We start from the raw sequence: 13,781 nt of genomic DNA on the forward strand, positions 1-13,781 counted from the left end.
GGCACCGATCACGGAGGGCCCGCCTTGTACCCGACGCCGCGGACGGTCAGCACCACCTCGGGGTGCTCGGGGTCGCGCTCCACCTTCGAGCGCAGCCGCTGCACGTGGACGTTCACCAGCCGGGTGTCCGCCGCGTGCCGGTAGCCCCACACCTGCTCCAGCAGCACCTCGCGGGTGAACACCTGGCGCGGCTTGCGCGCCAGCGCCACCAGGAGGTCGAACTCCAGCGGGGTGAGCTGGATCGGCTTGCCCTCGCGCAGCACCTCGTGGCCGGGCACGTCGATGGTCAGGTCGCCGATCTGGAGCATCTCGGCCGGTTCCGCCTCGGTCCGCCGCAGGCGCGCGCGGATACGCGCCACCAGCTCCTTCGGCTTGAACGGCTTGACCACGTAGTCGTCCGCGCCGGACTCCAGGCCCAGCACGATGTCCACGGTGTCGCTCTTCGCGGTGAGCATGACGATCGGAACGCCCGATTCCGAGCGGATCGCCTTGCACACGTCGATGCCGTTCATGCCCGGGAGCATGAGGTCGAGGAGCACCAGATCCGGTTTCAACTCGCGGAGCGCGGGCAGCGCGCGGGCGCCATCGGCCACCACCGCGGTATCGAACCCCTCGCCCCGCAGCACGATGGTCAGCATCTCCGCCAGAGCGGGGTCGTCGTCCACCACGAGCACGCGTGCCTTCATACCCGACATCGTCCCACTAGTGGTCGGACCCCCACGCACCGCCCAGTGGTCATCGCCGCTGGTCGTCGCACGGGTCCGCTCGATCATCCATCTCGGTCGCCGTTCCACGTGCCCACCTCGCATCACCGCACGGGATTCGTTCAGCGACTCATCGGCAGGGCGGTCACGTTTCGTTACGGTGTGAGACTAACGGGTGAAATACCCGTCGAGCAGCCCCTCCACCCGCAGGTCGGCGGTGCCGTCGAGGACTTCCCACGGCGACAGCCAGTGCGCGGCGGCCAGTTCGTCGTAGACGGTCGCGCAGCGGCTCTGGAGGTCCTCGTCGGACTCGTAGACGTCACGTTCGCGCTGCTCGGACGCCTCCCGGTGGGCGGCCCGGCTCCGCGCCACCGCGCTCGGCACGCGCAGCAGCAACTGGAGGTCCGGGATCGGCAACCCGAAGCGGTCCACCTCCAGGGCGCGCAGCCAGGCCACGAATTCCCCGTCCGCGTGCTCGCGGAGGCGCGCCGCGCCATAGGCGGCGTTGGAGGCGATGTACCGGTCGAGGAGGACGACGTCGTAGTCGTCGAGGTCCGCGCGGATCCGATCGGCGGCGGCGCGGCGGTCCAGCGCGTACAGGACGGACATGCCGTGCACGGATTCCGTCAGGTCGCCGAGCCTGCCGTGCAGCGCGTCCCGGACGAGTTCGGCGTGGATGTCGTCGTCGTACCGGGGGAAGGCGGCGGTGGCGACCGCGCGCCCCCGGGCCGCGAGCCCGTCGGTGAGCGCCTTGGCGAGGGTCCGCTTTCCCGCGCCGTCCAATCCCTCGATCACCACCAGTTTTCCCACGCCACCACCCTAAGGGGCGACCGAAAACCTCGATCGGTGGCATGACATCGCCCAGTTGGGTGACTGGAGATCTTTCTCTCACCAGATTGAGTGACTACGGTGAACCCAATTTGGGTCCGTGCGAAAGGGTGGTGCCGCGGTGACCGCGGATTCCGGGCCGGTTGACCAGCCGGTGGACCACCCACCAGGGTTGCCCAGCGCCCTGGCCGAGACGCTGCGTTACGGCCCCTTCCACCGTGCGTTGCACGACGCCATCGCCCACCGGGGCCTGTCCCTGGCCCGGCTGCGGGCGCACCTGGGGCAGCAGGGCGTGCAGGTCGGGCAGTCGACGCTGAGCTACTGGCAGCGAGGACTGCGCCACCCCGAAGTGCCGCGCGCGATCGCGACCGTGCGGGCGCTGGAAACCGTGCTGCGGTTGCCGGTGGACTCGCTGGTCACGCTCGTCGGCAACCGCCCGCAACCCCGGCTGCCCCGGCCCGCGTTCACCGAGCTCGCCAACGCGTGGGTCAACACCGTGCCGCTGCTGGCCGAGTTCGAGGCCGTGCCGGAGAGCGCGCGGGCCAACGCGGACCTGGAAGTGCTGTCCGTGCACGACACGGTGCTGATCGGGGTGCAGCGGGAGCAGCGCGCGATCACCACCAGGCTGGTCGTGCGGGCGCTGCGGACGGGGCCGGACCGGTACCTGGCCGTGCACCAGGGCGACGAGGGGTCGGTGATCGACAACGCCCTCGTCCGACCCGCCGAGGGGTGCCGGCAGGGGCGGTTGCGACGGCAGAGCGCGTCCCGCGGGCTGGCCTTCGAACTCCTCTTCGACCGACGGCTCTCCGAGGGCGAGGAGCACGTCTTCAGCTTCACGGTGGTGGACGACACCGGTGGCGCGACCCCGGGCCACCACCGGACGTTCCGCGAACCGTGCCGCGGCTACCTGGTCCAGCTCGCGTTCAACCGGCGCGCCCTGCCCGCCCGGTGCACCAAGCAGTTCCGGGTAGACGCGGGCGCGACGCCGGTGGACGTGGAGGAACTGGTCTGCGGGCTCGGCGGCGTGGTCAGCGCCTTCTTCACCGACGTCGGACCGGGGATGGCGGGCATCGGCGTGGAGTGGAGCTGACCGGGGCCACCGGTGTCAGACGACGTCGAGGCGCGGAGCGGCGGACGCCATCTGCGCCGCGTGCGCGACCGCCTGCGCGTCCTCGACCCGGGCCACCCGCACCACCAGGGCGGGCTGCGCCTTCCTGGTGGGCTTGGTCGTGTAGACGGTGAACGCCTTCGAGGTCCGGTCGTAGAACACCCCCTTCGCCCGGTTCCAGTCGACCTCCGCGAACTGCCGGCGCACCACCCCCACGAACAGGAACAACAGGCGGCGGTCGGTGCACGCGAGCACCCCGAAGCCCTCCCCCTGGGCGGCCGTCAGGGCGAGCACCCGTTCCTCCGGGCGCAGGTAGCCGCCGAGCAGGTTCACCTCTTTCATCGACCCCACGAGCGTGCCGCGCGCCCGGTGCAGAGCCGCCGCGACATCAGGGCGCAACGCGGGCACGACCTGCTGCGGAGCGGGCACCGGCGCGGCTGCCTCCGCGACCTGGCGCACGGCGGTGTGGAACGTCCAGCGCGCACCGTCCCAATAGCGGACCAGGGAGTCGTCGAGCGGGTCGGGCAGCCACGCGGGAGGCCGTGCGGGTGACTGGGTCACGGTCACTCCTCCCCGTCGTCGGACAGGTCGCCGTCGCCGTCCGCCGGCAGCACCCCGCCCGGTGCGGGACCGCCGCGCCGGCCCGTCTCCGAGGCCCGCCACTCGACGGCCTCCGCGGTCTCGGTGAACTCCAGGACGTGGTCGTCGCCCAAGCCGACCATCAGCTCTTTCACCTCGGCGGGTGTCGCGTAGAAGAACTCCCGGCGCGCGTTGACCAGGTTCACCCGCTTGTGCGCCAACCGCTGGTGGAGCGCGGTCTCCAGCGCGACCGCGTCCTTCGAGAAGAACAGGGCGTGCGTGTCGAACCGGAACGGCACCGACGCGTCTCCGAGCTCGCGCACCCGGTCCATCGGCTCCAGGCGGCGGGTCATCCCGATCTTGACCACGTCCGGGCCGAACGCACCGATGTTGGAGATCACGTAGACGTACCCGGCGCGCACGTTGGCGGCCTGCTCCTCGACGCCGTCGATCGCCCGGTCGACCCGGTCGAGCTGCTCCCGCGCGAGACCGAGCGCCTCCGGGTCGCCGTTCACGGCGAGCCGCGCGATCACGGCCGCGTAGTGCGCCCGCTCCTTGGCCAACCGCACCCGCTCCCGTTCGACCTCCCGCATCACCTTGGCCTCTTCGCGCAGGCGGGCGCGCTCCTCCCGGGCCTGCTCGCGCTCGTGCTCGGCCTTCACCAGGTGGTCGGCGGTCAGGTCGATCTCGACGAGGCGGAGCCGGTGGTAGTCGGCCGAGATGGAGATGCCCATCGACGTGCCGAGTCTGCCGATCGTGTCGCGGGTGGTGGTGAGTTTTCTCTTCACCGAGTCGCGGGTGTGCGGTTTCACCGAGCGCACGGCGTTGTCGGCTTCCGCGTTGTAGGCGCGCAGCATCAGCTTGGCCATGTCCCGGCCGAGTTTCTGGCCCTCCTTGACCGAACCGTTCACCGACCAGTTCACCTGGCTCGTGACGGCGTCGGTCTTGGCGGCGGCCTTGATCCGCTGCTTCAGGTCGGCCAACGCGTCCTTGTACGCGAGGACGTCGTCCAACGGGTGTGCGTACTCGTAGACGCCGACTTCTTGGAGCAAGGCGAGCTCACGCGTCTCGACCAGTCCCGCTTGCAGCGCCGCGAGCTCGCCGCTGAGCTGCCGACGTGACGCGCCGAGCGCCTCGTACGTCGCTTTCGACTGGTCGACGGCGGCGCGCAGGTCACGTAGCTCGGCCTCCAGCGCGGAGGTGCCCGCCCCCCTGAGCTGCCCCACCCACCCCCGGAGTTCGGCGATGGTGCCGTGCGCCGCGACCAGTTGTTGCTGGAGCGCCGCCGCTTCCGCGTTCTCCCGGTTCCCGAACAACGCCACGTTGTACCCCCTTCGTGCCGCGCGGTGTGCACAGGAGGATCGCGGTGAATGATTCCGGTGTTACGAATCGCGCCGGAGTCCGGGAAGGCGAACAGGCCGGGGCATCAGCGCTCCGGCCTGTTCGACGACACCGCTGCGGCTCAGTAGCGGTAGTGCTCCGACTTGTACGGGCCTTCGACGTCCACGTCGATGTACTCGGCCTGGTCCTTGGAGAGCTTGGTGAGCTTGCCGCCCAGCGCGTCCAGGTGGATGCGCGCGACCTTCTCGTCCAGCTTCTTCGGGAGGCGGTACACCTCCTTGTCGTACTCCTGGTACTTCGAGAACAGCTCGACCTGCGCGATCACCTGGTTCGAGAACGAGTTCGACATCACGAAGCTCGGGTGGCCGGTCGCGTTGCCCAGGTTGAGCAAGCGGCCCTCGGACAGCACCAGGATCGACTTGCCGTCCGGGAACACCCACTCGTCGACCTGCGGCTTGATGTTGATCCGCCGGATGCCGGGGTAGCGCTGGAGGCCGGCCATGTCGATCTCGTTGTCGAAGTGGCCGATGTTGCCCAGGATCGCCTGGTGCTTCATCGCGGCCATGTGCTCGATGCGCACGACGTCCTTGTTGCCGGTCGTCGTGATGACGATGTCGGCCCGTTCCAGCACGTCCTCCAGCACCTGGACGTCGTAGCCGTCCATGGCCGCCTGGAGGGCGCAGATCGGGTCGATCTCGGTCACGATGATCCGCGCGCCCTGGCCGCGCAGCGACTCCGCCGCGCCCTTGCCGACGTCGCCGTAGCCGCAGATGACCGCGACCTTGCCGCCCATCAGCACGTCGGTGCCGCGGTTGATGCCGTCGATCAGCGAGTGGCGGATGCCGTACCGGTTGTCGAACTTCGACTTGGTGACCGCGTCGTTGACGTTGATCGCCGGGAACAGCAGGTTGCCCGCCGCCGCGAGCTGGTAGAGCCGCATGACGCCGGTCGTGGTCTCCTCGGTGACGCCCCGGATGCCCTCGGCGATCTTGGTCCACTTGCCGGGGTCCGCCGCCAGCGACTTGCGCAGCGTCTCCAGGACGAGTTGCCACTCCTCGGAGTCGTTCTCGTCAGCGGAGGGGACGACTCCGGCCTTCTCGTACTCGGCACCCTTGTGCACGAGCAGCGTCGCGTCACCGCCGTCGTCCAGGATCATGTTGGGGCCGCCGCCGTCCGGCCAGGTCAGCATCGACTCGGCGGTCCACCAGTACTCCTCCAGCGTCTCGCCCTTCCAGGCGAACACCGGGACGCCCTGCGGCTCCTCCTCGGTGCCGTGCGGGCCCACGACGACCGCGGCGGCGGCGTGGTCCTGCGTCGAGAAGATGTTGCACGAGGCCCAGCGGACCTCGGCACCGAGGGAGACCAGCGTCTCGATGAGGACGGCGGTCTGCACCGTCATGTGCAACGAGCCGGAGATCCGCGCCCCCTTCAGCGGGTAGACCTCGGAGTACTCGCGCCGCAGCGCCATCAGGCCCGGCATCTCGTGCTGGGCCAGGCGGATCTCCTTGCGGCCGAACTCAGCCAGGGAGAGGTCGGCCACGGCGAAATCGATGCCGTTGCGGTTCTGGAGCCTCTCGGCGGTCATCGCGGATTCCTCCATGTTCGGGGTACGCCCGACCCTACCGCTCGCCACGCCGGGAGCCGGGGTCGACTGCGACTGGGGTGCTCATGCACCACTATGGCCTGGCTGACGCGAGGTTCGCTGGAGGTTCTGTGCTGATTCCCGGCCCCGACACACGGGTGGTCGAGCTGCGGGTCCACGGCGTCCAGGGCACGACGCCGCAGTCCCTGGTGGATGCGGTGGCGGCGGTGGACGTGGCCGGGGACGGCCTGGGGCGCATCGTGCGGCCGGCCGATCGGCTTCGGAGACCCGCGCCGGGACCGATGCTCCAGGCGGGTGGCCGGCCGGTCTCGCGGGTGGTCGAGGGCTACGTGTGGGGCGGCATGACCTCCGGCGGCTGGGCCAAGGCGACGTGGGCGCTGCTGTTCCCGTTCTCGCTGGCGAACGTGGCGCACTGGATGCTGCCGCCGGTGCCGACCGGCTCGGCGGTCGCGCACCTCGTCGGGGTCGGGCTGCGGTCGTTGCTGCGGTTGGCCGCGCTGCTGCTGACCGTGCTGCTGGTCGCGCAGCTCGCGGTGATCAGCCTGGACCTGGTCGCGGCGCAGTGCCTCGCGCCGGGGTCGACGTGCCCGGGGGGTTCGTCGTGGGTGTCGGACCTGCCGTGGGCGCGGTCGGTGATCGGGCTCGCGCCGATCGCGCTGCTGCTCCTGGTGCTGCACCGGGTGTCGGCGGTCGACTGGCGGATCGAGCGCAAGCACGTGCCCGCGTCGGCGATCGGGCCGTCCGGCCTGCCCGGCGCGCACGTGGCGACCGACCCGGACGTGCCCGCGCTGCGGGTGCTGCACCTGGTCGCGGGTCTCGGCGCGGCGGCGGTCATCGGGCTCGGCGGCCCGCTGGGGCCGCTGGTCGCGCCGGGGTGGCACGGTGTCGCGCTGGACGCGGCGTGGGTGGCCGGCGTGGCGCTGGTGGCGTTCTCCGCGCTGGCCGCGATGCTGCTGGACGACCCGACCGGCGGCGCGCCGCACCGGGGCGGGCGGTGGCTGCGCGCGGTGCTGGCGCGGCGGCCCCGGCAGGCGCTGCTGGTCGTGGCGTGGGCGGTGTTCCTCGCGTCGGCGGCGCTGCTCACCCGGCTGCCGGTGCGGATGCCCGGCGCGGACCAGGCCGTGCAACTGGTGGCGGCGGCGGTGGCGCTGGTGTGCGGGCTGCTCGGCCTGCTGCTGGTGCCGGCGGCGCTGCTGGCCCGCCGGACGTGGAAGGAGCTGCCGCGCGACCTGCGGCCGTGGGCGGGCGGCTGGATGGCCGCGCCGGTGCTGGCGATCGCGGCGCTGCTCGGCGGCGGGTTCGGGGCCGGGGTGGCGTTGACGCTGCGCCGCGCGCTGGGGCACGGCGTGCTGCCGCGCGGGTACGACTACATCGCCCTGCTGTGGGGCGTGGCCGGGGTGCTGGCGCTCGTCGCCGGGATCGCGGTGGTGGCGACGACCGGTGCGGTGCGGTGGAGTTCGCTGCGGCGGGGCAAGGAGTGGGCGCGCGAGGCGTCGTTGCTGCACGCCGGGCGCGAGCGGGACGTGAAACGGGCCGCGCGGGCGTGGTGGTGGGCGCGCTGGGAGCAGCGGCACAGCCACCACGTGGTGCTGATCGGGGCGTGCGTGCTGGTGGCGGGCTCGGTGCCGGCGGCGCTGCTGCGGTTGCGCGAGGTGGACCCGCCGACCTGGACGAAGCCGTTCGCCGCGGTCGGCGTGGTGGTGCTCGCGGTGCTGGCGCTGGTGTTGCTGCGGGCCGTGTGGCTGGCCGCGCGGCGGCCGGACACCGCGCGGCAGTTGGGCATCCTGGCGGACCTGGCGGCGTTCTGGCCGCGCGAGGCGCACCCCGTGGTGCCGCCCTGCTACGCGTTGAAGGTCGTGCCGGAGCTGGTGTCGCGGGTGCGGGAGCACCTGGCCGACCCGGGGGTGCGGGTGGTGATCGCCGGGCACTCCCAGGGGAGCCTGCTGGCGGCGGTCGCGGCGGCGCGCCTGCTGGAGGAGTTGCCGCCGGCCGACGCGGCGCGGGTGGGCCTGGTGACGGCGGGCTCGCAGTTGCAGTGGGCCTACCCGAGGGCGTTCCCGGCGGTCGTGCCGCACGAGTCGCTGGCGCGGCTGGCCGGCGGGCTGGACGGGCGGTGGCGTGCGCTGTGCCGCGGCACGGACCCGTTGGGCGGCGCGGTCATGACGTGGGGCAGGCAGGTGTTCGACGGGATGCTCCTCGGGATCGGGTTCCTGCCCGACGGCACGACCGGCGCGCTGCCGCCGGCTCTGCGCGGCCCGACCGGGGCGCTCGTGCTCGGCGGCGACCACTGGCTGCCGGACCCCCAGCGCGGCCCGTTCCCGGGACGGCGGTGGGCGGCGGGGGTGAACCGGCACCGGGACTACACGTCCGACCCGGAGTGGGACCGCGCGGTGGCCATCGCGGCGGGTCTGGAGACCGTGGCGGCCCCGCCGCCGAGCCCGGTGCTGCCGATGGCCCGCCAGGCCCCGCGCCGATCGCCGGAACCCGAGACGCACTGAGGGCCGGGTCCGCCCCTCGTCCGCCGGGCGAGGGGCGTCGGGCAGTCCCGGGAAGAGCACCCGATTCCGTACTCGCGACGGTAGCTCGCGGACGCCGTCCGGTGCTCCACTGGACGCCGCCGGGCGCGCTGTTCCGCCGGGACCGGTGGGCAGGTGGGGAAGGCGTGGCCCGGTCCGGGACAACCCACCGATCCCCCACCGGACCTCTAGGCTGAACAGCCGTACAACCCTCGACGAGGAGGAGCCGCACCGTGCCGGGGAACGGGCTTTGGCGCACGAAGTCGATCGAGCAGTCGATCGCCGACACCGACGAGCCGGACACCAAGCTGCGCAGAGACCTGACCGCGTGGGACCTGACCGTCTTCGGCGTCGCGGTGGTGATCGGGGCCGGCATCTTCACGCTGACCGCGTCCACCGCCGGCAACCTCGCCGGACCGTCGGTCTCCCTCGCGTTCGTGCTGGCCGCGATCGCCTGCGCGCTGGCCGCCCTGTGCTACGCCGAATTCGCGTCCACGGTGCCCGTCGCGGGCAGCGCGTACACGTTCTCCTACGCCACCTTCGGCGAGTTCGTGGCGTGGATCATCGGCTGGGACCTGGTCCTGGAGTTCGCGGTGGGCGCGGCGGCCGTGGCCAAGGGCTGGTCGCAGTACCTCCAGACCGTGCTCGGGCAGCTCGGGTTCGACCTGAAGACCACGGTCCCGGTCGGCGGGCTGGAGGTCGACTGGGGCTCGCTGCTGCTGGTGGTCGCGCTGACCGTGCTGCTCGCGGTCGGCACCAAGCTGTCGTCACGGGTCAGCGCGGTGATCACGGCCGTCAAGGTGGCCGTGGTGCTGCTGGTGATCGTGCTCGGCATCGGCTACGTCAAAGCGGCGAACTACAGCCCGTACATCCCGCCGGCGGAAACCGGCGGCAGCACCGGCAGCGGGCTTGAGCAGTCGTTGTTCTCACTGGTCACCGGCTTCTCGGGCAGCACCTACGGCGTGCTCGGCCTGCTCGCGGCGGCGTCGCTGGTGTTCTTCGCGTTCATCGGCTTCGACGTCGTCGCGACCACCGCCGAGGAGACCCGCAACCCGCAGAAGGCCGTGCCGCGCGGCATCCTGGGCTCGCTCGCGATCGTCACCGTGCTCTACGTCGCGGTGTCGCTGGTGATCACCGGCATGCTGCCGTACGACCGGTTGAAGACCCAGCCGGACGGCAGCCGCGCCACGCTCGCCACGGCGTTCTCGGAGAACGGCGTCGAGTGGGCCGCCACCGTCATCTCGGTGGGCGCGCTGGCCGGTCTGACCACGGTCGTGATGGTGCTGATGCTGGGCCAGTCGCGGGTGCTGTTCGCGATGTCGCGGGACGGCCTGCTGCCGCGCGGCCTGGCGAAGACCGGCAAGCGCGGCACGCCGTTCCGGATCACGCTCTGCATCGGCGTCCTGGTCGCGATCGCGGCGGGCTTCTTCCCGGCGGGCAAGCTGGAGGAGATGGTCAACGTCGGCACGCTGTTCGCGTTCGTGCTGGTGTCGGCGGGCGTGCTGGTGCTCCGCAAGACCCGGCCGGACCTGCCGCGCGGCTTCCGGGTGCCGCTGGTCCCGCTGGTCCCGATCCTGGCGATCGTCGCGTGCGCCTGGCTGATGCTGAACCTGACCGCGCTGACCTGGGTCCGGTTCCTGGCGTGGATGGCGCTGGGCGTGGTCGTGTACTTCGCCTACAGCCGGCGGAACTCCCTGCTGGGCAAGCGGAAGGGCGCGACCGCCGTCCCCGTGGTGAAGCCCGACGAGGTGCCGTAGTGACGAGCCGCGCGAGGGTGACGAGTCCGGCTCGTCACCCCCGCGCGGTGCCTACGACTGGGTGGTCGAGCGGTCCAGGTCGGGCTCCAGGTAGATCAGCCGGGCGGCCGGGACCTTGGTCCGGACCCGCTGCTCGGCCTCGTCGATCGCCTGAGCGACCTCGCTGACCGGCAGACCCGGGCTGAGCGCGATCTTCGCCGCCACCAGCAGCTCGTCCGGCCCGATGTACTGGGTCCGGATGTGGATGACCCGCCGCACCTCGCCCGACGTGAGCTCGTCCACGATCGTGTCCAGCTCGACCGGGGCCGCGCCCTCGCCGATCAGCAGCGACTTCATCTCCACGATCAGGATGATCGCGATGATGCCCAGCAGCACACCGATGCAGATGGTGCCGACGGCGTCCCACACCGGGTCGCCGGTGACCGTCGACAGCCCGACGCCGAGCAGCGCCAGGACCAGGCCGAACAGCGCGCCCGCGTCCTCCAGCAGCACCACGGGCAGCTCGGGCACCTTCGACTGCCGGATGAACTGCCACCAGGTCGCGTTGCCCTTGACCAGCTTCGACTCGGTGATCGCGGTCTTGAAGCTGTAGGTCTCCAGCCCGATCGCGACCACCAGGATGATCACCGCGACCAGCGGCGACGACAGCGCCTCGGGGGCCTGCAACTTGTGGATGCCCTCGTACAGCGCGAACACCGAACCCATGCTGAACAGCAGCAGGGCGACCACGAACGAGTAGAAGTACCGGTCCCGGCCGAAGCCGAACGGGTGGTTGCTCGTGGCCCTGCGCCGGGACGTCTTCTGGCCGAGCAGCAGCAGACCCTGGTTGGAGGTGTCCGCGACCGAGTGCACCGCCTCGGCGAGCATCGACGACGAACCCGTCACCAGGAAGCCGACGAACTTCGCCACCGCGATCCCGGCGTTCGCCACCAGCGCGGCGATGATGGCCTTGGTACCGCCCCCTGCTGACACAGCTTCTCCCTCGCCCAAAGTCCGATTTGTCGGAGTGACCCGGTTCCGCGGGTGACCCTAGTGGGCAGACCCTAATCGGTGCCCGCGGTGGCCCGGAAAAGGCGCGTCGGCTCGTCGGCGGTGACCACGACCACCGGGTCGGACGCGGGCAGCCACACCGACTGGCCGCGCTCGACCAGCAGCGACGCGCCGGACGGGTTCGTCAACCGCGCCCGGCCCCGGGTGACCAGGAGGATCTGCGGACCGTCGTGGTCGACCGCCAACTCCTCGCCGGGGACGACCTCCAGCCTGGACAGCTCGAACTCCGGGCTCGGCGTGCGGTAGGTCCACAGGCCCGGCGCGGTCTGCTCGCCGGTCTGCACGGGCATGTCCCCGCACGCGAAGTCCAGCACGCGCATCAGCTCGGGCACGTCCACGTGCTTGGGGGTGAGGCCGCAGCGCAGCACGTTGTCCGAGTTCGCCAGGATCTCCACGGCCGTGCCGTGCAGGTACGCGTGCAGGTTGCCGGCGGGCAGGTGGATGGCCTCGCCGGGCTGGAGCACCAGCCGGTTGAGCAGCATCGCGGCCAGCACACCGGCGTCACCGGGGTACGCCTCGCCGAGCTCCAGGACCGTGCGGCACTCCATGTCGAAGTCACCCCGGCCCTTCACGTGCAGCACGCACGCGTCCAAGACCTGCGGCAGCAGGCCGTCCAGCGCGGTCTGCGGCAGGGTGATCAGGGTGGTGAACAGGGCGCGCAACCCGTTCTCGTCGGGCTGGGCGGCCAGCAGCTCCGTGTACGGGGCGAAGTCCGGGGCCTCCAGCGACCGCAGCAGCGCCACCGTCCGGTCCGGCGCGCGGAACCCGGCCAGGGCGTGGAACTCGGTCAACGCGCAGACCAGCTCGGGCTTCGCGGACGGGTCCTTGTAGTTGCGCACCGACGAGTCCAGCGCCAGGCCCGCCGCCTCCTCGGTGGCGAACCCGCGCGCGGCCTGCGCGGCCGACGGGTGCGCCTGGAGGCTCAGCGGCTCCTCCGCCGCCAGCACCTTGAGCAGGAACGGCAGCCTGCTGCCCCAGCGGTCCGCGCACCGGGTCCCGAGCTGGCCGGCGGGGTCCTCGGCGAGCAGCTCCACCAGCGAGCGGGCCCCGTCCGGGCGGATCACCCGGGACGGGTCGCCCGGGTGGGCACCCATCCACAGCTCCGCCTCGGGGTGCGGGGCCGGCACCTCCCTCCCGAGGAGTTCGGCGATGGCCGTGCGCGATCCCCACGCGTACGCCCGCACCGCGTTGTGCAGCAGTTCCACAGCCAGCTTCCCCTCAGACGGCGGGCGCGTACTGCCCCGGACCGCCCAGCGTTCCCGCCGCCAGACCCAGGTACAGCGCCGCCAGTTCGAACCGCAGCGCGAGCAGCGCGGCACACACCGCGTCGCCCCCGGTCACTTCCTCGGCCGGTTCGAGCACGTCGGCTCCCGGCAAGGTCTCCATCGCGGACCGCCGCGCGAACTCGGCCTGCCGCCCCCGGCGCACGGCCAGCAGCAGCACGCGCACCAGCCCGTCCTGCTCGTCGTCCGGGTCGGCGAAGATGTCCGACCCGGACGTGCCGTGCACGGCGCGGCGGTGCAGCACCGACTTGGTCAAGGCCTGCGGGTAGCCCGAGACGTCGCTCACCAGGCCGGCGTAGCAGGCGAGCACGCCCGCGCCGTGCGCGGCGACCGCCGTCGCCGGCCCGTCCAGGCCCCACAGCAGCGGGGTCCGGTCGGCGACCCGCAGGGCCAGGGACTTGGCCGGGTTCACGAACGACTCGTGCACCGGGTGGTCGCGCTCGGCCTCCCGGTCCAGTTCGTCGGCGATCGCCTGGACGTCCACGTCGAGCAGGTGCAGCGCGTTGAGCGCCAGCACCCACGCCGCGAAGCCGCGGGCGAAGCCGAAGCCCTGCGGCACCGGCACGCGCGGCGGGATGAGCAGCGCGTGCTGCGCGGCGGACGCGGCCACCGGCCCCTCGGCCTCGGCGGTCAGCAGCACCCGCGCGCCCCGCCGGGCCGCCCGGTCCACCGCTTCGGCGAGCACCACGTCACCGGGGTCCTCGGTGTGCGCGAGGACCACGTCCAGCGCGCCCACCCAGCCCGGCACGTCGTCGGCCACCACCACCGGCACCGGGCAGTGCGGCCCGAGCAGGGAGTTCACCAGCTTGGCCACCGAGTGGCCGACGCCGGGGCGGGTGACCAGCACCAACGCCCGTGGCCGGTCCTGGAGCACCCGTCGCACCCCCAGTTCCTCGGCCGCTTCGGCGGTGGCCCTGACCTGTGCGCCGGCCCGTGCCGCAGCGTGCAGCAGGCCGCCGGTGTCGGCGTCGAGGAGGCGGGACCGGTCGTCCAGGAGGCTGTCGTCGAGCAC

Annotated in this window: 11 protein-coding genes; 3 read left to right on the forward strand and 8 right to left on the reverse strand. The window is 72.2% G+C overall.

What is annotated here, in order from left to right; genetic code table 11:
* Positions 1-8: 8 nt before the first annotated feature.
* Positions 9-686: an MtrAB system response regulator MtrA gene (mtrA, locus tag AB0G01_RS06080; RefSeq protein ID WP_360940250.1), complete on the reverse strand. Its 678-nt coding sequence runs from the start codon at positions 684-686 to the stop codon at positions 9-11.
* Positions 687-872: 186 nt separating this feature from the next.
* Positions 873-1,514 carry a dTMP kinase gene (locus AB0G01_RS06085; protein ID WP_360940252.1) on the reverse strand — a complete coding sequence of 214 codons (642 nt, stop codon included), beginning with the start codon at positions 1,512-1,514 and terminating at the stop codon, positions 873-875.
* 139 nt (positions 1,515-1,653) lie between these two features.
* Between AB0G01_RS06085 and AB0G01_RS06090 the strand changes: the two genes are divergently transcribed.
* Positions 1,654-2,622, forward strand: a complete 969-nt coding sequence (locus AB0G01_RS06090; protein WP_360940254.1) for a hypothetical protein — start codon at positions 1,654-1,656, stop codon at positions 2,620-2,622.
* A 15-nt stretch (positions 2,623-2,637) separates the two neighbouring features.
* Here AB0G01_RS06090 and AB0G01_RS06095 read toward each other — a convergent pair whose 3' ends face one another.
* The 3 genes from AB0G01_RS06095 to ahcY all read right to left on the reverse strand — a co-directional run bounded on the left by AB0G01_RS06095 (position 2,638) and on the right by ahcY (position 6,145).
* Positions 2,638-3,201 carry a DUF2510 domain-containing protein gene (locus AB0G01_RS06095; protein WP_360940256.1) on the reverse strand — a complete coding sequence of 188 codons (564 nt, stop codon included), beginning with the start codon at positions 3,199-3,201 and terminating at the stop codon, positions 2,638-2,640.
* A gap of 2 nt (positions 3,202-3,203) precedes the next feature.
* Complete coding sequence (locus AB0G01_RS06100) at positions 3,204-4,541, reverse strand: DUF4041 domain-containing protein (protein ID WP_360940258.1); 1,338 nt, start codon at positions 4,539-4,541, stop codon at positions 3,204-3,206.
* Between the two features lie 140 nt (positions 4,542-4,681).
* Positions 4,682-6,145 carry an adenosylhomocysteinase gene (gene ahcY, locus AB0G01_RS06105; RefSeq protein WP_360940260.1) on the reverse strand — a complete coding sequence of 488 codons (1,464 nt, stop codon included), beginning with the start codon at positions 6,143-6,145 and terminating at the stop codon, positions 4,682-4,684.
* A gap of 128 nt (positions 6,146-6,273) precedes the next feature.
* On the opposite strand from ahcY, the gene AB0G01_RS06110 reads away from it, so the two are divergent.
* Both AB0G01_RS06110 and AB0G01_RS06115 read left to right on the forward strand, forming a co-directional pair.
* A complete protein-coding gene (locus tag AB0G01_RS06110; RefSeq protein ID WP_360940262.1) occupies positions 6,274-8,661 on the forward strand; it encodes a hypothetical protein in 2,388 nt (795 codons plus the stop codon).
* Between the two features lie 251 nt (positions 8,662-8,912).
* Complete coding sequence (locus tag AB0G01_RS06115; RefSeq protein ID WP_360940264.1) at positions 8,913-10,436, forward strand: amino acid permease; 1,524 nt, start codon at positions 8,913-8,915, stop codon at positions 10,434-10,436.
* A gap of 51 nt (positions 10,437-10,487) precedes the next feature.
* Here the strand turns inward: AB0G01_RS06115 and AB0G01_RS06120 are convergent, their stop codons facing one another.
* The 3 genes from AB0G01_RS06120 to AB0G01_RS06130 form a co-directional block, all read right to left on the reverse strand.
* Positions 10,488-11,408 (reverse strand): cation diffusion facilitator family transporter, encoded by a 921-nt coding sequence (locus tag AB0G01_RS06120; RefSeq protein WP_360940266.1) that lies wholly within the window; start codon positions 11,406-11,408, stop codon positions 10,488-10,490.
* A gap of 71 nt (positions 11,409-11,479) precedes the next feature.
* Positions 11,480-12,691 (reverse strand): mannose-6-phosphate isomerase, class I, encoded by a 1,212-nt coding sequence (manA, locus tag AB0G01_RS06125; RefSeq protein WP_360940268.1) that lies wholly within the window; start codon positions 12,689-12,691, stop codon positions 11,480-11,482.
* A gap of 13 nt (positions 12,692-12,704) precedes the next feature.
* Positions 12,705-13,781: a hypothetical protein gene (locus tag AB0G01_RS06130; protein WP_360940270.1), complete on the reverse strand. Its 1,077-nt coding sequence runs from the start codon at positions 13,779-13,781 to the stop codon at positions 12,705-12,707.

Origin of the sequence: Actinosynnema sp. NPDC023587 (genome assembly GCF_040640215.1) — a bacterium.
Taxonomy (GTDB): domain Bacteria; phylum Actinomycetota; class Actinomycetes; order Mycobacteriales; family Pseudonocardiaceae; genus Actinosynnema.

What these genes read in the sequence shown, in the direction of transcription:
- mtrA (WP_360940250.1), bottom strand. Translation starts at nt 686, where the DNA reads ATGAAGGCACGCGTGCTCGTGGTGGACGACGACCCCGCTCTGGCGGAG.
- ahcY (WP_360940260.1), bottom strand. Translation starts at nt 6,145, where the DNA reads ATGACCGCCGAGAGGCTCCAGAACCGCAACGGCATCGATTTCGCCGTG.